Source organism: Micrococcus sp. UYEF5 (assembly GCF_040546065.1).
In the GTDB taxonomy this organism is placed as follows: Bacteria; Actinomycetota; Actinomycetes; order Actinomycetales; family Micrococcaceae; genus Micrococcus; species Micrococcus luteus.
The window spans coordinates 142,636-164,454 of the sequence record NZ_JBEPNB010000003.1; the positions used below are offsets into that span (position 1 = coordinate 142,636).

Consider the following 21,819-nt stretch of genomic DNA (forward strand, 5'->3'; position numbering starts at 1 on the left):
GCGGCGTCGTCGCCACAAATCCTCAGGTCCTGTGTGTCGCATCGCACCCAGAAGCGGGGGCCGGACGCGGTGCGGACGTCGGCATGTGCCCCGCTCCCTAGGATGGTCGGACCTGAGCGGATCGCACGAGGGCGGGAGGACGCGCGGATGGAGACGGAGTCGACGGGCACGCCGACCGGGGAGACCCGGCTGGCCCTGGTGCGCCGGGCGCGGCGGATCGACCGGATCCTGGCCGAGACGTACCCGTACGCCGTCGGCGAGCTGGACTTCGAGACGCCGTTCGAGCTGCTCGTGGCCACGGTGCTGTCCGCCCAGACCACCGACGTGCGCGTCAACGCGGCCACGCCGGCGCTGTTCGCCCGCTTCCCGGATGCCCACGCGATGGCGGCGGCCACCGAGCCCGAGCTGCAGGAGCTCGTGCGCTCCACGGGGTTCTACCGGAACAAGGCCTCCGCGATCCTGCGGCTGTCCCAGGAGCTCGTGGCCCGGCACGACGGCGAGGTCCCCGCCCGTCTCGAGGACCTCGTGGCGCTGCCCGGGGTGGGGCGCAAGACCGCGTTCGTGGTGCTCGGCAACGCCTTCGGCCAGCCCGGGATCACGGTGGACACGCACGTCGGCCGGCTGGCCCGACGCCTGGGGTTCACGGACGAGACCGACCCGGTGAAGGTCGAGCACGCCGTGGGCGCCCTGTTCCCGCGCCGGGACTGGACGATGCTCTCCCACCGGCTGATCTTCCACGGCCGCCGCGTGTGCCACGCGCGCCGCCCGGCGTGCGGGGCGTGCCCGATCGCCCGTTGGTGCCCGTCCTACGGCGAGGGGGAGACCGACCCCGAGAGGGCGCGCGCCCTGCTCGCCTACGAGCTCAAGCCCGGCCGGGAGGAGCTGCTCGAGCTCCTGCGCGCGGGGCGGACGCGCCGGGAGCTGCGCGCCCTCGGCCACGGACTGGAGGCCTGAGCGCCCGGCCTGCCCGCCCGCTCAGCCTGCGGTGAGGCCCGTGAGGATCGCGTCGACGGCCCGGCGCGCGTGCACCCCCACGCCCGCGAGCGTGGCCGAGGCGGCCCCGCACCAGTCGTCGTAGCCGAGCAGGTGCAGTCCCGGCACGTCCACCGAGGCGGTCGGCAGGGCACGCTCCGTCGCCGGCGCCCCGGAGGGGCGGCGGGTCAGCTCGAGGCCCCGCAGATGGCGCAGGTCCGCCCGGAAGCCCGTGCACCAGACGACGTCGTCCACCGGGTGCTCGGCGCCGCGCACCCGGGCCGCGGCGCGGCTGGCGGCGGGCCAGCCGTGGCTTGCGCCGGCGTCGTGGTCCCAGCGGACGCCGTCCGGCGTGAGCGCGGTGGGCGCGGGGACCGCGTGGAGCCCGGCCTCGTCGCGGGCGCGGATCACCGAGGGCACCATGACGATGTCCCCGAGGTCGCCCACGCGCGCCTCAGAGCGGCCCAGCACGCGCGCCGAGGCCCGATCGAAGAGCACCCGCCCGTCCACGTCGTCCGGCATGAACCGGGGCGGCCGCCGGGTGGCCCACGTGGTGGCGACACCCGCCAGCAGCAGGTCCGCCGCGATCTGGGCGCCCGAGTTGCCGCCGCCCACCACGAGGACGCGCCGCCCGGTGAACGCGTCGGGGGAGCGGTACGCGGCGGAGTGCCGCTGCGTGCCGCCGAAGCGGTCGGCGCCCGGGAGGGCCGGCACGAACGGGCGGGTGAACGAGCCGGTCGCGGAGACCACCGCGCGGGCGGTCAGGGCCGAGCCGTCCTCGAGCCGCACGGTGAACGGCGGGGACGCGGCGGCGTCGTGCGTCACCTCCGCCACGCGCACGCCCCGGCGCACCGGCAGCCCGTAGCGGTCCTCGTAGTCGGCCAGGTACGCGACGACGTGCCCGGCGTCCGGGGTGGCGGGGCCGGGCGACGGCGGCATGGGTCGGCCCGGCAGGGAGGAATGCTCGGCGGGGGAGAACAGGCGCAGAGAGTCCCAGTGGTGCGGCCACGCACCGCCGGGCTGGGCGGACGCGTCGAGCAGGACGAACGACGGCGGCGGGCCCGGCCGGCGTCCGCCGGCGACGTCCCGCGCGGCCCGCGCCAGGAAGTAGCCGACCGCCAGTCCGGCCTGGCCGGCGCCGATCACCGCGACGTCCACCGGATCCGGGGACGCGGTGGCCGCCGGGGGCGAGGTCAGGGGAGCCGTCATGCCCCGAGGCTACGACCGGCGGCTAGCGTGGGGGCCATGCCTGAGACCCCCGCGAGCCCCCGCCCGACCTCCCGCGACGCCGTCGGGACGTCCGAGGCGTCGCTGACGGGTGCGCGGGACCAGCTGGCGGACCTCGTGGCCCGGTGGGGCACGGCCCCTGCGGACGCGCCCGGTCACCACGACCCGGCCTCGCTCACCACCATCCCGCCCGAGGCCGTGCCGATGTGGGGCTTCGAGTGGCCCCGGTCCGGCGATCCGCGCCCCTCCGCCGTGCTGATCCTGTTCGGCGCCCTCGACGACGTCCCCGCCCGTCACGACGCCGAGCGCGTGCACCCGCACGTGGACGTGCTGCTGACCCAGCGCGCCGCCACCCTGCGCCAGCACGCCGGGCAGATCGCGTTCCCCGGCGGTCGCGTCGACCCCGAGGACGCCGACGTCGTGGCCACGGCCCTGCGCGAGGCGCAGGAGGAGACCGGCTTGGACCCGGCCGGCGTGGAGGTCCTGGGCGTGCTGCCGGCGGTGCCGGTGGTGGTCTCCGGGCACGTGGTGCACCCGGTGCTCGGGTGGTGGCGGGACCCCAGTCGCGTGGCGGTGGTCGACCAGGCCGAGGCCGCGGCCGTGTTCCGGATGCCGGTCGCGGACCTGGTGGACCCCGCGAACCGGTGCCGCGTGGCCCGGCCCGGCGGCCGCCGCGGCGAGACGCCGGGCTTCCTCGTGGGCGAGCGCCTGGTGTGGGGGTTCACGGCGGCGCTGCTGGACCGTGTGCTGGCGCTGCTGGGCTGGGACGTGCCGTGGGACGACTCCCGCGTGCGCGACGCGCGGACCCACGAGATCCTGCGCGGTTGACGGCTGCGCGGCGCCGTCCGCTCCTGCACAGGCGCCGGGGGGTGGGCACGTGTCCCCAGCCGGACGACCGGGGCAGGCGGGCGCGCGGGCGAGGCGGTGGACTGGACGGGCCGGCGGCCGCGGACCGCGGCGGCCGCCCCCCATCCCGCAGGAGGTCCGCCATGCGCCCGTTCGTCCCCGCCGCCCCGGCCCGCCCGCCCCGGGGCCGACGGTCCCGCCTCGCCCCGCCCGAGGTCGGCCGACGGTTCCCGTGGCCCCGCACTGACCCGGCCGAGCCGGAACGCACGCAGGTCGCCGCGCCGCCGCTGGCCACACCCGCAGCGGGCCCCGGCGGGCTGGACGCCGCCGTCGTGCGCCGGCGCGTGGCCGAGGCCCGTGCGTCGGCCGCCGACGGGGCGGAGCCGCCGCTGGCCCCGCTGATCGCCGAGGCCCTCGATGCGCCGATCGACGACCCGCGCGTGGCGGCGCTGGTCGATGAGCTCGACGGCTTCGGCCCGCTCGCACCCTGGGTGCGCACCCCGGGCGTGACCGACGTGCTCGTGGACGGCGCGGGCGCGGTGTGGACCGACGGGGACGAAGGCCTCGTCCGCCGCCCCGGTCGGCTCGACCCCGAGACCGCCCGGGAGCTCGCGGTGCGGCTGCTGCACCGGGCCGGCCGCCGCCTCGACGCGGCGGTGCCGCTGGCCGACGCCCGCGTGGGCGGCGTGCGCGTCCACGCGGTCCTGCCCCCGGTCAGTGGCGGCGGCACCCTGCTGAGCCTGCGGATCCCGGCCGCGACGACGCCGTCGCTGGCCGCGCTGGCCGACGGCTGGCCGGACGGCGCCCTCTGGGCCGACGCCCTCGAGGCGCTCGTGCGCGACCGTGCCACCGTCCTGGTCAGCGGCGCGACCGGGGCAGGCAAGACCACGCTGCTCTCCGCAGCCCTCGGCCGGGTGCCGGGGGACGAACGGATCGTCGTCGTGGAGGACACGGCCGAGGCCGCGCCCGATCACCCGCACGTGGTCGCACTGCAGTGCCGCGCCGCCAACGCGGAGGGCGCCGGCGAGGTCGGACTGGCCGAGCTCGTCCGCCACGCGCTGCGGATGCGGCCGGACCGGCTCGTGGTCGGCGAGTGCCGCGGCGCCGAGGTGGCCGACGTCCTCACCGCCCTGAACACGGGACACCAGGGCGCGTGGGGCACCCTGCACGCCAACGCCGCCGCCGAGGTGCCCGCCCGGCTGACGGCCATGGCCTCCCTGGCCGGCTGGCGGCCCGAGACGGTGGCCGCGCAGGCCCGCGCCGGCGTGGACGCCGTGCTGCACGTCGCCCGGGACGGCCACGGGCGGCACCCCGTCGAGCTCGCCGTCCCGGACCCGCGCGCCGACGGGTTCGCCCTGCTGCCCGCCCTCACGTGGCGGCCCGGGACGGAGGCGACGGGCGGGCGGACCGTCGAGGGACCCGGCGTGCCCGCGCTCGCGGCGCGGCTGGCGGGGCGGGGCGGCCGGTGAGCCCGACGACGGCCACCGGGCCGGCGCGGCGGTCCCGCGCCGGGCGTGCCGTGGCGCTGCTGCCCTGGCGGGCCGGGCGGGCGAGGCCGGAGGAGGAGACGGAGGTGCTCGTCGGCGTGCTGCGCCGCTGGGCCGCCCTCGTCGCGGCCGGTCTGACCGAGGAGCAGGCCTGGCGGGAGACCGCGTGCACCCTGCCCGCCTGCGGGTCGGGCCCGGGCGAGGCGGGTGCCGCATGCTGCGCCCATCACCACGCCCGACGCCGGGCCGAGGCGCTGGCCTGGGATGTGCCGGCGTCGCCTGCGCCGACCGGGGAGGCGGCGCGCCGCGGTGGGACCCCGCCCTGGCGGACCCCCGCACGGGACCCGGGCTGGGCGTTGGTCGATGCGGCGCTCGCGGCCGGGGCCCGGGCGGGTGCCGCTCCCGCAGCCGTGGCCCGGCGGCTGGCCCACAGCCTCGAGGCGGACGTGGACGCGGCCCGGGCCCGCCGCTCGGCCGCGGCGGGGCCGGGCGCGACGTCCCGACTGCTGCAGTGGCTGCCCCTGGGCGGCCTCGGCCTCGCGTGGCTGCTCGGCACCTCCCCGTGGGACCTGGTCCGCTCGCCCTTCGGTGCCGTGGTCGCCGCGGTGGGGCTGCTGTTCTGGCTGGCCGGGCGGTCCTGGACGCGCCTGCTGCTGCGTGCGGCCGCGCGCGAGCCGGCGGCGGTGGGCGCCGCCGTCGTGCTGGACGTGCTGGCGGCGCTGCTCAGCGCCGGCCGATCCCTGCCCGCCGCGCTGGACGACCTCGGCCGGACCCTGCCGGGCGCCCGCGGCCTGCGGGCCACGGCGGCGCTGCTGCTCTGGGGCCGGGACTGGGACGAGGCGTGGGTGGGCCTCGACACGGACCCGGTGTGGGCCGAGACCGCCGCCCGACTGCGTCCGCTGCACCGGTCCGGGATGGCCGGCGCCCGCACGCTGGCCGAGACCGCCGCCGCCGTCCGTCAGCAGACCCGGCGGACCGATGAACGGGCGGCCGAGGAGCTGGCCGTGCGCCTGGTGATGCCGCTGGGGCTGTGCCTGCTGCCCGCCTTCGTGTGCTGGGGCGTTGTGCCCGTCGTCATGGCCCTGCTCGGGGCGGGACCGGGCTGAGGCGGCGGCGACACCGGGGCGTCCGGTCCTGCACAGGGCCCCGTTCGCCCCGCCCCATCCCCGGATCCGCACCGCCCCCGGCGCGCGGGGCCCGCACCGGGCCAGCCTGGGACCAGCGGCCCGGCCGGGCCGTCACCACCGCCCCGCACCGCGGGGCCCACTCCAGGAGGACCACCATGACCCACCGCTCCCACTCCGCCCAGCCCGCCGTCACTCGCCCGAGCGAGCGCGACCGCCTCGCCCGCGTCGTCGACGCCGCGAGCGAGGAGACCGGCGCGATCACGGCCGAGTACGGCATCCTCACGCTCGCCGCCGTGGGCTTCGCGGGCGTGCTGGCCGTCGTGCTCACCAGCCCGGACGTGCAGTCGCTGCTCGTGGACCTCGTCTCCGGGGCGCTCCAGCGTGACTGAGCACCCGATCTCCGCCCCGCCGTCCGGGCGCCGCACGGGCGCCCGGACGGCGGGGTGGCCCCGGGCGCTCCGGGGCGGCGAGACCGGGGCCGTCACGGCCGAGTACGCGGTGCTGCTGCCCGTGATCGCGTTCGTGCTCGTGTCCGTCCTGCTGGCCGGCGCCGCCGCGGTGCAGCAGGTGCGGGGTCAGGACGCCGCGGCGTCGGCCGCCCGCATCCTCGCCCGGGGCGACGACGAGGCGGCGGCCCGGGACGCGGTGGCGCGCATGGCCGGCGACGACGCCTCGCTCTCGCACACCGTCGAGGGCGGGTGGGTGACCGTCGAGGTCGTCCAGCCCGGCCCCGGGCCGCTCGCCTGGGCCGAGGTGCTCACCCTCACCGCCCACGCCGCCGCCCCCGACCAGCGGCCCGGAACGCCCGCCGCCTCACCGGAGGACCGGTCATGACCCGCGGGAGGGCGCCCGCGCGGGGCGAACGCGGCTCGGGCACCGTGTCCGTCCTGGGCACGGCCGCCCTGGGGGCGGGTCTGCTGCTGGCGGTCGCGGCGCTCGGGCAGGCCTCGGTCACCGGCTCCCGGGCGGCCGGGGCCGCCGACCTGGCGGCGCTCGCCGCCTCCGACGCCCGGCGCGGGCTCTCCGACCACGAGCCGTGCGTGCTGGCCGGGCGGACCGCCGAACGCAACGGGGCCGTCGTCGTGGCGTGCGAGGTGCGCGAGGACGGGACCGTGCGCGTCGCGGTCGAGCTCGCCCGCGCCCCGCTGCCGGCGGCCACGGCCGACGCCGTCGCGGGTCCGCCGCGGTCTCAGGCCCCGGGCGCCGCGTCCGCGGCCCCGCCGGGGGCGCCGCCCGAGCCGTCGGCCGAGGCGTCCGCCGGGACGAGGTGATCGGCGTGGTCCATCAGGAACCGCAGGACGGTCAGCGCGCCGGCCTTGTCCAGGGGGCTGTTGCGGTTGCCGCACTTGGGGGACTGCACGCAGGACGGGCAGCCCTCCGCGCACTCGCAGGCCGCGATGGCCCCCGCCGTCGCCTCGACCCAGCGTCGCGCCTGCTCGAAGCCGCGTTCGGCGAAGCCCGCCCCGCCGGGCCGGCCGTCGTAGACGAACACGGCGGGGGAGCCCGTGTCCGGGTGCAGGACCATCGAGACGCCGCCGATGTCCCAGCGGTCGTTCGAGGCGACGAGCGGCATCATGCCGATCATCGCGTGTTCCGCCGCGTGGAGGGCGCCGGGCAGGCGATCCGTGGTCAGACCCGCGGCGATGAGCTCGTCCGAGGCCGCCTGGAACCACACCGCCGAGGTGAACAGGTCCCGCGCCGGCAGGTCGAGGGGCTCCTCGCCGAGCACCTCCCCGGAGGCCAGGGCCTTGCGCTGGAAGGACACCACCTGGGTGCGGACCTGCACCTCCCCGAGGCACCAGCGCAGGGTGCTCTCGCGCGCGTCCAGGCGACGGTGCACCGCGACGATCTCGATCTCCGTGACGTCCCGGGCCTGCGTGGTGAAGTCCGGCCAGGCCCGCGTGACCACCACGGCGTGCGCGTCCTCGTCCAGCTCCGCCACGAGGTACGTGCGGTCCTGGTGCACGTACACCGCGCCGGGATGCGCCTGGTAGTGGGTCTGGGGCGAGTCCATCGTGCCCAGCAGGGCACCGGACTCGGCGTCGATGATGTCCATGGGCCCGCCGCCGTCGTCCCGCAGGGAGACCATGCCGGCGGCGTGCTCGGGGTGCGTCCAGAACCAGCCGGCCGGCCGACGGCGCAGCAGCCCCTGCTCGACCAGCACGTCCAGCAGGGCGCGCACCCGCCCCGGTTCCCCGAACCAGCCGAACGCCTCGGGCGTGATCGGCAGTTCCGCGGCGGCCGCGCACAGCTGCGGGCCGAGCAGGTGCGGGTTCTCCGGGTCCACCACGGTGTCCTCCACGCCCAGGTCGAACACGGCCTCCGGGTGGTCCACCACGAACGTGTCCAGGGGGTCGTCCGAGGCCACGAAGAACGCGAGCGCATCCTGGCCACCGCGCCCGGCGCGGCCGATCTGCTGGAAGAACGACGCGCGGGTGCCCGGCCAGCCGGCCACCACCACCGCGTCCAGCCCCGCGACGTCGATGCCCATCTCCAGCGCCGGCGTCGAGGCCATGCCCAGCAGCCGACCCGAGCGCAGGTCCGCCTCCAGCTCCCGCCGCTCCTCGGGCAGGTAGCCCGAGCGGTAGGCCGCGATCCGCGTGCCGAGCCCCGGCTCGACCTCCTCGAGCTGCCGCTTGGCCGCGCTGGCGATGGCCTCGGCCCCGCGCCGCGAGCGGATGAACGCCAGCGTGCGCACCTGCTGCAGGGCCAGGTCCGTGACCAGGTCGGCGGCGGCGGCCATCGCCGAGCGGCGGACGGGCGCGCCGTTCTCGCCCCGACGGTCCGTCAGCTCCGGCTCCCAGAACGCCACCGTGACCGCCCCGTGCGGGGACGCGTCCTCGGTGACGGCCGTGGCCGGCGCCCCGATCAGTCGGGCGAAGTGCCCGGCCGGATCCGCCGACGTCGCGGACGCTCCGATGAACACGGTCTCCGGACGGTCCCCGCGGTAGTGGGCGGCGATGCGCCGCAGCCGGCGCAGCAGGATGCCCACCTGCGAGCCGAAGACGCCCCGGTACGTGTGCGACTCGTCCACCACCACGAACGCCAGGTTCCGGAAGAACGCGGCCCACCGCTCGTGGTGCGGCAGGATCCCCACGTGGAGCATGTCCGGGTTGGTCATGAGAACGGTGGCGTGCTCGCGAGCCCAGATCCGGTCCTGCGGTGCGGTGTCGCCGTCGTAGGGGGCCGCGCGCAGCCCCGGGGCGCCGTCCCGCTCGAGGGCGCGCCAAGAGGTCAGCTGGTCCGCCGCGAGGGCCTTGGTGGGGGCGAGGTAGAGCGCGGTGGCCCGGGGGTCGGCGGCCAGCCGGGTGCCGACCGCCAGCTGGTAGCCCAGCGACTTGCCCGACGCCGTGCCCGTGGCGAGCACGGTGTGCGTCCCCGCGCCGGCCAGGGCCGCGGCGCGCACCTGGTGCAGCCACGGCCGCTCGACGCCGCGTGCCGCGAACGCCCTGACCAGGCCCTCCGGCGCGTCCGCGGGCCAGTCCGTGTGCCGGGCCTGCCGGGCGGGCAGCTCGGTGACGTGGCGAATCTGCTCGGGCAGCCCGGTCCGGCCCAGCGCCGCACGGAGTCCGGCCCCCGCCGGCGTGTCCGGGCGCAGGTCGCCGGGTGCCGTGACGGACAGCCCGGCCACGACGTCGGCCACCACCTCACCGACGGGCTGCGGCTCCGGTCCGGAGCAGTCCGGGGCGGCGTCGTCCACGCCCGGCGCGGCGTCCGCCGTGCCGGGCGGCCCCCAGCCGCCCGCGGGATCCGCCCAGGGATCGTGCTCCGGGAGGTGGCCGGTCACGCCCCCATGGTGCCGGTGTGCTCGGCGGTGGGGTTGTCCTCGGCCAGGCCGCGACCCCAGATGGACACGGGGCCGAGGTCGGTCCAGGCCAGGTGGCGGTACAGCTTCTGCCCGTCCGGCGAGGCGACGAGCAGGCCGCGGCTGATCTCACCCTCGCTCATGACCTCGGAGGTGAGGTAGCGCATCACGAGGGAGCCGAGGCCGCGGCGACGGTGGTTCGGGGACGTCCAGATCCGGTCGTAGACGGCGGTGCCGTCCTCCTCGGTGACCCAGCCGAGGGCGGCGAGCTCTTCCTCGCCCTCCGGCGCGGTCGAGGCGCCGACGGCCAGGATGCGCAGGCGACGGCTGCCCTCCATCGGCTGGTCCACGCGGGCCTCATAGCCCTCGGGCAGCAGCGGGGGCTCCACGTCCTGCAGCTCGGGGTCCATGTCCATGGTCATGAAGCGCTCCGGCTCGGCCTGGGCCTTCAGACCCATGGCCTTCGGGTCCTCGCCGGCGTCGCCGAACACGGTGAGCAGAATCTGCTCCTGGTCCCGCACCGCCTCGCGCAGGTCCTCGAGCTCCGCGCGGGAGGGGTTCACCACCACGTACTCCCACGTGGCCGGCACGTCCACCGTGGCGCGACCGGAGCCGCCGGGGATCATGCGGGCGGGGCGAGGGGTGCGCAGGGCCGCGCGTCGCCCCGCTTCCTGGCTGATGCGGTAGCCGCGCGATCGCGACCAGGCCGCGAACCAGGTGTCGACCAGTGCCGGATCCAGATGCTCAGTCATGTCTGAAGGGTAAGGCGTGAGGCCGGTGCGGGCCAGGTCCCGCCCGTCCCGCACGGCCGTCACGTCCGGGGTCGCGCACTAGCCTGGACCTCGATGAGCACCGCCCCCCTCTCCCGCATCGCGCTGTACTACCGGTTCACCCCGCTCGCCGACCCCGAGGCGGTGCGGTTGTGGCAGCGCACGCTCGCCGCGTCCCTCGGCCTGACCGGCCGGATCATCGTGTCGTCGCAGGGGATCAACGGGACCGTCGGCGGACCGGTCGACGCGGTCAAGCGCTACGTGCGCGGCACGCGGGAGCATCCGGCGTTCCGGGACCTCGAGGTGAAGTGGTCGGACGGCTCGGCGGCGGACTTCCCCCGCCTCTCCGTCAAGCTCAAGCCCGAGCTCGTCGCGTTCGGGGCCCCCGAGCGCGTCTCCGTGGACGCGGACGGCGTCGTCGGCACGGGGGAGCGGCTCACCCCCGCCCAGGTGGACGCACTCGTCGCCGAGCGCGCCGGCACCGCGAACCCCGTGCGCTTCCTCGACGGCCGCAACACGGTGGAAGCGGCCATCGGCCGATTCGACGGGGCCGTGGTCCCGGACGCGCACACCACCCGCGACCTGCTCGCCGCCGTCGACTCCGGGGCCCTGGACCACCTCAAGGACGCGCCGCTGATCACCTACTGCACGGGCGGCGTGCGCTGCGAGGTCCTCTCCGCCCTGCTCAAGGACCGCGGCTTCGCCGAGGTCTACCAGCTCGACGGCGGCATCGTCCGCTACGGCGAGGCCCGCGGCGACGCCGGACTGTGGCGGGGCGAGCTGGCCGTGTTCGACCGACGCCTGTCCACCCGCTTCACCGCCGACGCCGAGACCATCGGCCGGTGCGTCACGTGCCAGGCCCCGACCTCGGCGCTGCGCAACTGCGCCGACCCGGCCTGCACCACGCTCGAGGTCCGCTGCGCGGCCTGCGCCGTCGACGACCCCGAGCACCGCTGCCCCGTCTGCGCCCACCGCCCCCACCCCGCTGAGAGGACCGAGGCATGAGTCCCGTCCCGACACCTCCGTCGCCCCCCGCCCCGCGGCTGACACCGGCCACGGCCGTGGCCCTCGCCGCGGACCTGGCGGCCCTGCCGTTCACCACCGCCGCCGTCGAGGGGCTGCTCGGACCCGTGGCCACGCTCGCCCTGGACCGCGAGCACGCCGAGGCCGCCCGCCGCGTCGTCGCCGGTCACCTGGCGGGCCCCGACCGGCACGACGACGCAGCCGGCCCCGGCGACCGGCACGGCACGCGGGCCCTCGCCGCCGCCGTCGGGGCCTGGCTGCTCGGCGAGCCCGTCCCCGCCGCCGACCTCGACGCCGCCCTGCCCAGCCTCGGCCTGGCCGGGGCCGTGGCGGCCGGGCTCGTCGTCGAGGGGCCGGACGGACGCGTGCGCGGCGCGGTGGACCTCTCGCCGTATGAGGCGGACGAGCCGGGCCGGATGTGGATCGCCTCGGACCTGACGGCCCTGCAGCGGCGCGGCCCGCTGCCTCCCGAGCACGTGCTCGGCGTCGGTCGGGCCTCCCTCACGCTCGCCGGCGCCACGCAGCGCCGTCCCGTGGCCCGCGCCCTCGACGTGGGGGTGGGCTGCGGGATCCAGACCCTGCACCTGCTCGCCCACGCCGACCACGTCACCGCCACGGACCTGTCCGAGCGCGCCCTGGCCTTCACCCGGTTCAACCTGCTGCTCAACGCGGACGTGCTCGGCCTCGACCGGGAGCGGCTCGAGGACCGGGTCCGGCTGGCGGCCGGCGATCTGCTGGCGCCGGTGGCGGGGGAGCGGTTCGACCTCGTGGTCTCGAACCCGCCGTTCGTGATCACCCCGCGCACGGACCCGGACGCGCCCGTGCTGACCTACCGCGACGGCGGCCGCGAGGGCGACCGGATCGTCGCGGAGCTGATCGCGGCCCTGCCGGACGTGCTCGCCGAGGGCGGCACCGCGCAGCTGCTCGCCAACTGGGAGATCCCGGCGGGAGACACCGCCGACGCCGACACCGCACCCTGGGACGCGCGCCCGCGCTCGTGGCTGGCGTCGGGGATGCAGGCCTGGTTCATCCAGCGCGACCGGCAGGACCCCGCGGGCTACGCGGAGACGTGGCTGCAGGACTCCTCGCTCGAGCTCGACCCGCCCGCCTATGAGGCCGCCTACCGTGGGTACCTGGACGACTTCGCCGCGCGCGGGGTCGCGGGCGTGGGCTTCGGCCACGTGTGGCTGCGTCGGCCCGCCGCGGACGGCTCCCAGGGCCGGGGGTGGGTGGTCGCCGAGGAGCTGACCCAGGCCGTGGACGAGGCCCTCGGCGCCGCGTGGGCCGCCGCCGTCGCCCGCCGGGACCGGCTGGCCGCGGGCGCCGGGACGGGGGTCGACGTCGGGGACCCGGCCCTGGCCGCGCTGCGCGGCCTGCACCTGCGGGTGGCATCCGACGTGACCGAGGAGCGCCACCAGCGGTTCGGGGCGGAGCACCCCGAGGTGATCCTGGCCCGTCAGGGCTCCGGGTTCCGGCGTGTGGCGCGCCTGGACACCGCGACGGCGGGCGTCCTCTCGGCCAGCGACGGCGAGCTGTCCGTGGGGCAGCTGGTGGGCGCGGTCGCCGCGCTGCTGGAGCTGGACGAAGCGGGCCGGGCCGGCCTGCTGGCCGCGCTGCGGGAGCTGCACGAGGACGGTTTCCTCGTGGAGGGCTGAGCGGACGGCCCGGCCCACATCTCAGATCAAGCCGAGCCGCGCAGCGTGGCGCAGATGGCGCACGAACATCTCGTCGTCGGGATCCCCGCGGCGCATCACCGGCACGGCCTCGCCGAAGTCCGGGTCCGGCTCGGGGAAGCCCACGAGTCCCTCGAGGTGCTCGTCCACCATCTGCCCGAGCACGCCCTCCACCGTGAAGCCGGTCACCGCCCCGTCCTCGACCTCGAGGATCGCGGTGACGCGCTGACCCAGTGCGTGCTGGGTGAGGACCAGCCCGTAGGGGTGGTCCTCCTGGGGGACCTGACTCTCCAGCCCTGTCCAGTAGGCGACGTCGGCACGCTCGGCGCCCTCGTCCCACTCGGCTGCCGCGTCCGCGTCCTCCCGCTCCGACTCGAGGTGCAGGAGATACGCATCGAGGGAGCCGAAGGCGTGCCGGGCGAAGTGCAGCAGGGTGACGGTGTCCGTGACCGTCCACAGGAGCTTCTCCGTGTGGTTGCGCAGCTCCTCGTCGTGCTGCAGATGGCCGCCCGAGAGGATCTCGCGTGCCAGAGGTCTCGCGCGGTAGCACTTCTCCAGCAGGGAGCCCACGTCCGTCGCCGTGGGGTTCGGCCGAGCCGCGGACTCCCAGCGGCGGACGAGGTCCGCCGTCGACCCCGGGGCCGTCAACACCTCTCCTGCCCGGCCACGCCGTCGAACGCGTGGACGCCTTCGGGCTTGCGGTTGTCGCCGTGGTGGTGGCAGTACGTGCCCGAGCCCGACGTGTCCTTCTCCGGACCCACAGGCCTGAGGCCGGAGCCTGCGGACCGGGCGACGTGGACAGCACCCTGGACCGTGTGGGACGTGGCGCGGGACCGACGAGGATGCATGGCCTGAGCATAGGCTGAGTGTCCGGAGGCGGGCAGGAGGACCCGAGCCCGTGTCCGGCGGACGGGGCCCGCCCAGGGGCCTGTCAGGCTCCGGGCGTTATCGTGGGCACCGCGCCCCCTACGATGTGGGGACGTCCGCCCGACGCCGGCGTGCACCGCGCACCGGCCCGGAACCACCGCCTTCCCCGTCCGAGGAGGACCCCCTTGTCCACGTCATCCGCTTCCGTGACCGCTCCCGTGCCCGAGGGCAAGAAGCTGGTCATCGTGGAGTCCCCGGCCAAGAGCAAGTCCATCGCGAAGTACCTCAACGCGGTGGGCTCCGGCTGGGTGGTGGACTCCTCCGTGGGGCACATCCGCGACCTGCCCAAGCCCTCGGACCTGCCGGCGGACATGAAGAAGGGCCCGTTCGGGAAGTTCGCCGTGGACACGGAGCACGGCTTCACCCCGTACTACGTGGTGCACCCGGACAAGAAGAAGAAGGTCGCGGAGCTCAAGCGCGAGCTCAAGGACGCCGAGGCCCTCTACCTCGCCACGGATGCGGACCGGGAGGGCGAGGCCATCGCCTGGCACCTGCTGGACACCCTCAAGCCCACGGTGCCGGTGTACCGGATGACCTTCGGGGAGATCACCCAGGAGGGCGTGCGCCGAGGCCTGGAGAACATCCGCGAGCTGGACACGGCCCTCGTGGACGCCCAGGAGACGCGCCGCATCCTCGACCGCCTGTTCGGCTACGAGCTCTCGCCGGTGCTGTGGCGCAAGGTCTCCCGCGGGCTCTCGGCGGGCCGCGTGCAGTCGGTGGCCACCCGCCTCGTCGTCGAGCGCGAGCGGGAGCGCATGGCCTTCGTCTCCGCCCACTACTGGGGCGTGGAGGGCACCTTCACGGTGGCCGAGGGCGCGCAGGCCGCGGACGCCGTGGGCAGCTCGTTCACGGCCCGCCTCAGCACGGTGGACGGCGAGCGCGTGGCCACGGGCCGCGACTTCGACGACGCCGGGCGGCTCAAGGCCTCCGCCGGCAAGAAGGTGACCCACCTGGACGAGGCCGGCGCCCGCTCGCTGGCCGAGGGTCTGCGCGGAGCGGACTTCACGGTCGACTCGGTGGAGGACAAGCCGTACACCCGCCGCCCGGCCGCCCCCTTCACCACCTCCACGCTGCAGCAGGAGGCCGCCCGCAAGCTCCGCATGAGCTCCCGCGTCTCCATGCAGGTGGCCCAGCGCCTGTACGAGAACGGCTACATCACGTACATGCGCACGGACTCGGTGAACCTCTCGCAGGAGGCCGTGCAGGCCGCCCGGCGCCAGGCCACCGAGCTCTACGGGGCGGACGCCGTGCCGGCCCAGCCGCGCGTCTACGCCAAGCGCAACGAGACCGCGCAGGAGGCCCACGAGGCCATCCGGCCCGCGGGGGACTCCTTCCGGACCCCGGCCCAGGTCAAGGCCGAGCTGCGCCCGGACGAGTTCCGCCTGTACGAGCTGATCTGGAAGCGCACCGTGGCCTCGCAGATGGCCGACGCCAAGGGCTACACCGCCACGCTGCGGCTCTCGGCCACCGCGCAGGACGGCCGCCTCGCGCAGTTCAGCGCCTCGGGCACGGTCATCACGTTCAAGGGCTTCCTCGACGCGTACGAGGAGGGTCGGGACGCCGAGGTCGACGGCGAGAACGCGGAGGCCAAGGACCGCCGACTGCCGCAGGTGGCCCAGGGCGAGCGCCTCACCGGTGACCCGATCGAGGCCACCGGGCACGAGACCTCCCCGCCGGCCCGCTACACCGAGGCGTCGATCGTCGCCGAGCTGGAGCGCCGCGAGATCGGGCGTCCCTCCACGTACGCCCCGACGATCTCCACGATCATGGACCGCGGCTACGTGTCCAAGCGCGGCACCGCGCTCGTCCCGTCGTGGACCGCGTTCGCGGTGATCGGCCTGCTCGAGGACTACTTCGCGAAGTACGTGGACTACGACTTCACGGCCCGCATGGAGGACGACCTCGACCGGATCGCCGCGGGCGAACTCGGCCGCGAGGCCTGGCTGCAGACCTTCTACTTCGGGGCCCCCGCCGCGGAGACGGAGAAGGGCGTCGAGGGCCTCAAGCACGTGGTGGACAACCTCGGCGAGATCGACGCGCGGGCCGTGAACTCGCTGCCGATCACCGAGGACATCACCCTGCGGGTGGGCCAGTACGGTCCGTACCTGGAGCGGTCGCTGCCGGCCGACGCGGAGGCGGGCGCCACCCCGCCGCGCGCCAACGTCCCCGAGGACCTGGCCCCGGACGAGCTCACCCCGGCCAAGGCCGAGGAGCTGTTCGCCACCGCCCAGCCCTCCGAGCGCGAGCTCGGCACGGACCCGGAGACGGGCCGGACCATCGTCGCCAAGGACGGGCGCTACGGGCCCTACGTCACCGAGGTCATCCCGGAGATGACCGAGGAGGAGCTGCAGGCCTGGCTCGACGCCCAGCCCACCGAGTACTACAAGAACGGCAAGCCCAAGCCGAAGAAGAAGCCGGCCAAGGAGAAGCCCCGCACCGGCTCCCTCTTCACGAGCATGTCCGTGGACACCGTGACCCTCGAGCAGGCGCTGCAGCTGATGTCCCTGCCGCGCGTCGTGGGCGCGGACGCCGAGGGCGAGGTCATCACCGCCCAGAACGGCCGCTTCGGGCCCTACCTGAAGAAGGGCTCGGACTCGCGCTCGCTCGAGTCCGAGGACCAGATCTTCAGCATCACGCAGGAGCAGGCCCTCGAGATCTACGCCCAGCCGAAGCAGCGTGGCCGCGGGGCCGCCAAGCCGCCGCTGGCCGAGTTCGGCGAGGACCCGGTCTCCGGCAAGAAGGTCACCGTGAAGGAGGGCCGCTTCGGCCCGTACGTCACGGACGGGGTCACCAACATCACCGTCCCGCGCGGCCGTCAGCCCGAGGAGCTCACGGCGGAGGAGGCCTACCAGCTGCTCGCGGACAAGCGTGCCAAGGGCCCGGCCACCCGCGGCGGTGCCAAGAAGCCGGCGGCCCGCAAGGCCCCGGCCAAGAAGACCACCGCGCGGAAGAAGGCCTGAGCGCCATGCGCCTCGGCGTCCTGGACATCGGGTCCAACACCGTCCACCTGCTGCTCGTGGACGCCCACCCGGGGGCCCGCCCCGTCGCCTACGCGGAGCACAAGCGCTCCCTTCCGCTGATCCGCTACCAGGACGCCGACGGGGCGATCACGGAGGAGGGACAGCGGGAGCTCGTGGACTTCGTCCGTGAGGCCGCCGCGTTCGCGGAGGAGCATCGGGCGGAGGACATGATCTCGTTCTGCACCTCGGCGATCCGCGAGTCCGCGAACGGCGCCGCCGTGCTGGCCCGCGTGCAGGCCGAGACCGGTGTGCACCTCTCCGAGCTCACGGGGGACCAGGAGTCGGCCATGACGTACTTCGCCGTGCGCCGCTGGCAGGGCTGGGGCGCCGGCTCCATCCTGAACTTCGACATCGGCGGCGGCTCCTTCGAGATCGCCTACGGCCAGGACGAGCTGCCCTCGCACGCCCTGTCCCTGCCGCTGGGCGCCGGCCGCCTCACCCGCGACTGGGTGCTCGAGGACCCGCCCAGCCCCAAGGCGGTGAAGAAGCTCCGCAAGCACGTGGAGAAGCGACTCGAGGAGGCGTATACGGCCTTCCCGCGCATCGAGTCGCCCGTGGTGGTCACCGCCACCTCGAAGACGTTCCGCTCCCTCGCCCGGATCACCGGGGCGGCGCCGTCGGCGGCGGGCCCCTTCGTGAAGCGGCACCTGCGCGCGGACGACCTGCACCTGTGGGTGAACCGCCTCGCGGCGATGACCGTCGCGGAGCGGGCGGAGCTGCCCGGCGTCTCGGACGTGCGCGCGCACCAGGTGTTCGCGGGGGCGATCGTCGCGCTGACGGCCATGCGCACGTTCGGCATCGCCCAGCTCGAGATCTGCCCGTGGGCGCTGCGCGAGGGCCTGATCCTCAACCGCCTCGACGCGCTCATGCTCGAGGGCCACCTCACCCGGGACGGCCGGCCCGGCGTCGGCCACGTGAACCTCAACCCGGACACCCTCCTGCCGGGACTGAGCCTGGGGGTGCGCTGACCATGCCGGACTCCACCGCGCACCTGGCCCCCGCGGCGCGCTTCGGAGCGGACATCCCCGTGACCCTGTCCTCCTCGTCCGTGTTCCCCCTGGGCACCCAGGACGTGTTCGCCACCGCCGAGGACCTCGGCTACGACGGCGTGGAGGTCATGGTCACGCACAACGCGTGGAGCCAGGACGCGCGGCGGCTGACGCGGCTGTCCGAGCGGCACGGGATGCCCATCGACTCCATCCACGCGCCCACCCTGCTGTTCACGCAGCAGGTCTGGGGCTCCGCGTGGTCCAAGATCCGCCGCTCCGTGGAGCTGGCGCAGGCCGTGGGCGCGGCCACCGTGGTGGCCCATCCGCCGTTCCGCTGGCAGGGCACGTACGCGGTGCGCTTCGCCGAGGGCATCCACGAGCTCATGGCGGAGACCGGCGTCGTGATCGCCGTGGAGAACATGTACCCGTGGCGGGCCTACGGCCGCGAGGCCAAGATGTACCTGCCGCACTGGAACCCGCTGCCCGAGCCGTACGAGCACATCTGCTGGGACTTCTCCCACGCGGCCATCGCGCGGGCGGACTCCCTGGCGGCCGTCCGCGAGCTCGGCCCGCGGCTGCGGCACGTCCACCTCACCGACGGCAACGACTCCGGCAAGGACGGCCACCTGGCCCCCGGCGAGGGCACGCAGCGCGTGGCCGAGACCCTGCGCCACCTGGCGACCGCGGGCCTGGCCGGCACGGTGTGCGTGGAGGTGGGCACGCGCGGCGTGGAGTACGCGGGCCAGCGGGAGGAGATGCTCGCCGCCTCGCTCGCCTTCGCGCGCGATCACCTGGCCGCCGGCGGGACCGACCACCACCACGACGACGCCCCGCGCCCGACCACGAAGGAGACGGACCGACCATGAAGCTGACCATCCTGGGCCTGGGCACCATGACTGGGGCCATCCTCGCCGGAGCCCTCGACGCCGGCGCCGTGCGCGCCGAGGACGTCACCGCCACCACCCGCTCCGCCGCCTCCGCCGAGAAGGCCGCCGCGCAGCACGGCGTCACCGTGACCTCCCAGGAGCGGGACGAACGCGCCAACCATGCCGCGGTCGCCGAGGCGGACATCGTCCTGGTGGGCGTGAAGCCGAAGGACATGGTCGCCACCCTCACGGACCTGGCGCCGTCGCTGCGCCCCGAGACCGTGGTGGTGTCCGTGGCAGCCGGCGTCACCGCCGCGACCATGGCCGCCGTGCTGCCGGCGGGGCAGCCGATCGTGCGGACCATGCCGAACACGCCCCTGACGGTGGGCTCCGGCGTCGTGGGCGTGGCTCCCGGGCCGGGCGTCACCGAGGAGCAGGCCACCGCCGTGCGCGCTCTCTTCGAGGGCTCCGGCCTGGTGGTGCCGGTGGCCGAGGAGCAGCTCTCCGCCGTGGTGGCCACCGCCGGCTCCGCCCCGGCCTACGTGTTCCTGCTGGCCGAGCTGATCGCCGCCCACGGTGCGGAGATGGGACTGGACGCCGCCTCCGCCGAGGCCATGGCCGCGGCCACCGTCAAGGGCGCCGGCATCATGCTCCAGCAGGAGGGGGCCAGGGCCGAGGCTCTGCGCAAGGCCGTGATGAGCCCGAACGGCACCACCGAGAAGGCCGTGGAGGCGTTCCTGGACGGCGGCATGGGCGACCTCGTGAACCGTGCCATGGACGCGGCCGCGCAGCGCGACAAGGAGATGGCCGAGGAGTTCGGGGCCTGACGGCTCCGGCGTGCCTCAGGGCCGGGCGGCGAACCGGTCGATGAGGTCGGTGTGGCCCGAGACGATGAGGGTGTCGCGCGGGCCCACCCGGGTGTCCGGCTGGGCGTAGGTGAAGTCCTCGCCCGGGGTCTTCACGCCCACCACGGTCACGCCGTACTTGGAGCGCACGTGGGACTCGGCGAGCGTGAAGCCCACGCACTCGGCCGGCGGGTACATCTTCACGATCGCGAAGTCGTCGTCGAACTCGATGAAGTCGAGCATGCGCCCGTTCACGAGGTGGGCGGCGCGCACGCCGGCGTCGTGCTCCGGGAAGATCACATGGTTCGCCCCGATCCGCTTGAGGATCGTGCCGTGCGCCTCGCTGATCGCCTTCACCCAGATGTGCGGGATCTCCAGGTCCACGAGGTTCACGGTGATCAGCACCGATGCCTCGATGGAGGTGCCCACGCCGACCACCGCCGTCGAGAAGTCCTGCGCGCCGAGCTGGCGCAGGGCCTCGGGGTCGGTGGCGTCCGCCTCCACCACGTGGGTCAGCGAGGGGGCGTAGCGCTGCACGAGGACGGGGTCCCGCTCGACGGCGAGCACCTCGCGCCCCTGTGCGACGAGCTCCTCGGCCGTGGCGGCGCCGAAGCGGCCCAGCCCCACGACGAGCACGGGGGCGTTGGGATCGGTGCGCTGCGGGGTGTCAGCCAATGACCGGCCTCTCGACGGGGTAGCGGTAGAGCACGCGCCGCTGGCGCAGGGCCAGGGCGGCGGCGAACGTGATCGTACCAACGCGGCCCGCGAACATCATGGCCGTCAGGACGTACTTGCCGGCCGGTGGGCTCTCCGCGGAGACGCCCACGGAGAGCCCGCACGTGCCGAACGCGGAGATCACCTCGAACAGGGGTCGCTGGAGGGACTCGTCGGTGATGTGCACCAGCGCCAGAGTGGCCACGAGCACGAGGGTGGCCCCGAGTGCGAGCACCGCGATGGCCACGCGCAGGGACTCGGGGGCGATCGTGCGGCCGTGCGCCGTCACCTCGCGGTCGCCGCGCGCCTCCGCCACGATCGCGAGGAACATGATCGCCAGCGTGGTCACCTTGATGCCGCCCGCGGTGGAGGCGGACCCACCGCCCACGAACATCAGCGCGTCCATGAGCAGCAGGGACTCGGGCTGGTGCGCGTTCGTGTCGTCGATCGCGAAGCCTCCGGAGCGGGTCATCACGGAGCCGAACAGGGAGTGCCCGACCCGCTGCCAGAAGCCCATGCCGGCCTGGGTCGCCGGGTTGCCCGCCTCGAAGAAGAAGAGGGCGACGGCGCCGAGCACCAGCAGGGCCAGCGTCACCTCGACCGTGAGCTTGGTGTGCAGGTTCCACTCCCGGAACCGCCACCCCTTCTCCAGCAGCACCATGACCACGGGGAAGCCGAGCGCGCCGAGGAACACGCCGACGCCGAGCACCGTGATGACCACCGGGTCGTGCATGATCTCCGGCAGGCCGTCCACGTGCAGGGTGAACCCCGCGTTGTTGAAGGCGCTGACCGAGTAGAAGACACCGTGCCACAGGCCGGTGAGCCACGAGCCGGAGATGGCCGCGAACCGCGGCACGAGGACGAGCGCCAGCGCGGCCTCGGCGGTCAGCACCGTCACGACGACGACGCGCAGCAGCTGGCCGACCTCGCCGAGACTGCCGGAGGTCATGCCCGCCTGCTGCGTCGCCAGCTTCGACCTCAGGCCCAGATGCCGGGAGACGGCCAACGTGAGCAGCGAGGCCATCGAGAGGATGCCCAGGCCGCCGATCTGGATGGCCACGAGGATGACCACCTGGCCCGCGGGGGACCAGTGCTCGGCCGTGTTGACGGTGGTCAGACCGGTCACGGAGAAGGCGGAGACCGCGGTGAACATGGCGTCGTGCAGGGGGGTGGCGTGGCCGTCCGCCGCGGCCCACGGCAGGGCGAGGAGCCCGGTGAACACCAGGGCCATGAGGGCGAAGGCGGAGAGGGCGGCGCGGGCCGGGGAGCCGCCCACCACCGAGCTGACGGCACGGCCCGAGCGCCGCAGCGCCGTGCGCAGGTCGGTCGAGGACTCCAGCGTGGAGGCCTGGCCGGGCCGGGGGAGTCCGCCGGGCCGGCGCACCCCGCCGTGGCGGCGGGCGTGCGGGGTCGGACGGGGACCTGCCACGGGGCACCTCCTGCACGGGGACGGGGAACGGACCGGCTCCCAGTATCGCGCGCCCCTGAGGCCCGCGCGTCACGCGGGTGAGACATCCGAGGCGCTCGT

General features: G+C 75.5%; 19 protein-coding genes. 13 read left to right on the top strand and 6 right to left on the bottom strand.

What is annotated here, in order from left to right; translation table 11 throughout:
• The first annotated feature begins 147 nt into the window (after positions 1-147).
• Positions 148-954 (top strand): endonuclease III, encoded by an 807-nt coding sequence (gene nth, locus ABIB16_RS04315; RefSeq protein WP_095353853.1) that lies wholly within the window; start codon positions 148-150, stop codon positions 952-954.
• Between the two features lie 21 nt (positions 955-975).
• Here the strand turns inward: nth and ABIB16_RS04320 are convergent, their stop codons facing one another.
• On the bottom strand, positions 976-2,181 hold the full coding sequence (locus tag ABIB16_RS04320; RefSeq protein ID WP_230259719.1) for an NAD(P)-binding domain-containing protein: 1,206 nt from the start codon (positions 2,179-2,181) through the stop codon (positions 976-978).
• A gap of 36 nt (positions 2,182-2,217) precedes the next feature.
• On the opposite strand from ABIB16_RS04320, the gene ABIB16_RS04325 reads away from it, so the two are divergent.
• From ABIB16_RS04325 to ABIB16_RS04350, 6 genes are all read left to right on the top strand, one after another.
• Positions 2,218-3,027 (top strand): NUDIX hydrolase, encoded by an 810-nt coding sequence (locus tag ABIB16_RS04325; RefSeq protein WP_354436068.1) that lies wholly within the window; start codon positions 2,218-2,220, stop codon positions 3,025-3,027.
• Positions 3,028-3,188: 161 nt separating this feature from the next.
• A complete protein-coding gene (locus ABIB16_RS04330; protein WP_134377252.1) occupies positions 3,189-4,514 on the top strand; it encodes a TadA family conjugal transfer-associated ATPase in 1,326 nt (441 codons plus the stop codon).
• A complete protein-coding gene (locus ABIB16_RS04335) occupies positions 4,511-5,638 on the top strand; it encodes a type II secretion system F family protein (RefSeq protein WP_230956258.1) in 1,128 nt (375 codons plus the stop codon). The genes ABIB16_RS04330 and ABIB16_RS04335 overlap by 4 nt, the downstream gene beginning before the upstream one ends.
• Positions 5,639-5,814: 176 nt before the next feature.
• Positions 5,815-6,048, top strand: coding sequence for a DUF4244 domain-containing protein (locus tag ABIB16_RS04340; RefSeq protein WP_049161531.1), 234 nt, complete (start codon positions 5,815-5,817; stop codon positions 6,046-6,048).
• A complete protein-coding gene (locus ABIB16_RS04345; RefSeq protein WP_060973650.1) occupies positions 6,041-6,493 on the top strand; it encodes a TadE family type IV pilus minor pilin in 453 nt (150 codons plus the stop codon). Before ABIB16_RS04340 ends, ABIB16_RS04345 begins: the two co-directional genes overlap by 8 nt.
• The gene (locus ABIB16_RS04350) at positions 6,490-6,930 is read left to right on the top strand and encodes an Rv3654c family TadE-like protein (protein WP_060973649.1); all 441 of its coding nucleotides are present in this window, start codon (positions 6,490-6,492) and stop codon (positions 6,928-6,930) included. The genes ABIB16_RS04345 and ABIB16_RS04350 overlap by 4 nt, the downstream gene beginning before the upstream one ends.
• On the opposite strand, the gene ABIB16_RS04355 is transcribed toward ABIB16_RS04350, so the two are convergent.
• Together ABIB16_RS04355 and ABIB16_RS04360 are read right to left on the bottom strand one after the other, a co-directional pair.
• Complete coding sequence (locus ABIB16_RS04355; protein WP_060973648.1) at positions 6,849-9,446, bottom strand: DEAD/DEAH box helicase; 2,598 nt, start codon at positions 9,444-9,446, stop codon at positions 6,849-6,851. The genes ABIB16_RS04350 and ABIB16_RS04355 overlap by 82 nt on opposite strands.
• Complete coding sequence (locus tag ABIB16_RS04360) at positions 9,443-10,216, bottom strand: GNAT family N-acetyltransferase (RefSeq protein ID WP_060973651.1); 774 nt, start codon at positions 10,214-10,216, stop codon at positions 9,443-9,445. The genes ABIB16_RS04355 and ABIB16_RS04360 overlap by 4 nt, the downstream gene beginning before the upstream one ends.
• A gap of 93 nt (positions 10,217-10,309) precedes the next feature.
• On the opposite strand from ABIB16_RS04360, the gene trhO reads away from it, so the two are divergent.
• Both trhO and ABIB16_RS04370 read left to right on the top strand, forming a co-directional pair.
• Complete coding sequence (gene trhO, locus ABIB16_RS04365) at positions 10,310-11,239, top strand: oxygen-dependent tRNA uridine(34) hydroxylase TrhO (protein ID WP_123244261.1); 930 nt, start codon at positions 10,310-10,312, stop codon at positions 11,237-11,239.
• Complete coding sequence (locus ABIB16_RS04370; protein ID WP_060973652.1) at positions 11,236-12,912, top strand: DUF7059 domain-containing protein; 1,677 nt, start codon at positions 11,236-11,238, stop codon at positions 12,910-12,912. Before trhO ends, ABIB16_RS04370 begins: the two co-directional genes overlap by 4 nt.
• Before the next feature lie 21 nt (positions 12,913-12,933).
• Here ABIB16_RS04370 and ABIB16_RS04375 read toward each other — a convergent pair whose 3' ends face one another.
• On the bottom strand, positions 12,934-13,581 hold the full coding sequence (locus ABIB16_RS04375; protein WP_230594486.1) for a hypothetical protein: 648 nt from the start codon (positions 13,579-13,581) through the stop codon (positions 12,934-12,936).
• A 401-nt stretch (positions 13,582-13,982) separates the two neighbouring features.
• On the opposite strand from ABIB16_RS04375, the gene topA reads away from it, so the two are divergent.
• From topA to proC, 4 genes are read left to right on the top strand one after another with little or no spacing between them, the layout of a single operon-like run.
• Positions 13,983-16,817 (top strand): type I DNA topoisomerase, encoded by a 2,835-nt coding sequence (gene topA, locus ABIB16_RS04380; protein ID WP_250161710.1) that lies wholly within the window; start codon positions 13,983-13,985, stop codon positions 16,815-16,817.
• A 5-nt stretch (positions 16,818-16,822) separates the two neighbouring features.
• Complete coding sequence (locus ABIB16_RS04385; protein ID WP_036341216.1) at positions 16,823-17,845, top strand: Ppx/GppA family phosphatase; 1,023 nt, start codon at positions 16,823-16,825, stop codon at positions 17,843-17,845.
• A gap of 2 nt (positions 17,846-17,847) precedes the next feature.
• Entirely contained in the window at positions 17,848-18,732 is an 885-nt protein-coding gene (locus ABIB16_RS04390) for a sugar phosphate isomerase/epimerase family protein (protein WP_144786256.1), read from the top strand.
• Positions 18,729-19,559, top strand: coding sequence for a pyrroline-5-carboxylate reductase (gene proC / locus ABIB16_RS04395; protein ID WP_206496526.1), 831 nt, complete (start codon positions 18,729-18,731; stop codon positions 19,557-19,559). The genes ABIB16_RS04390 and proC overlap by 4 nt, the downstream gene beginning before the upstream one ends.
• A 15-nt stretch (positions 19,560-19,574) precedes the next feature.
• On the opposite strand, the gene ABIB16_RS04400 is transcribed toward proC, so the two are convergent.
• Positions 19,575-20,252 (bottom strand): potassium channel family protein, encoded by a 678-nt coding sequence (locus ABIB16_RS04400; RefSeq protein ID WP_065572451.1) that lies wholly within the window; start codon positions 20,250-20,252, stop codon positions 19,575-19,577.
• Complete coding sequence (locus tag ABIB16_RS04405; RefSeq protein WP_098470739.1) at positions 20,245-21,720, bottom strand: TrkH family potassium uptake protein; 1,476 nt, start codon at positions 21,718-21,720, stop codon at positions 20,245-20,247. Before ABIB16_RS04405 ends, ABIB16_RS04400 begins: the two co-directional genes overlap by 8 nt.
• Between the last annotated feature and the right edge of the window lie 99 nt (positions 21,721-21,819).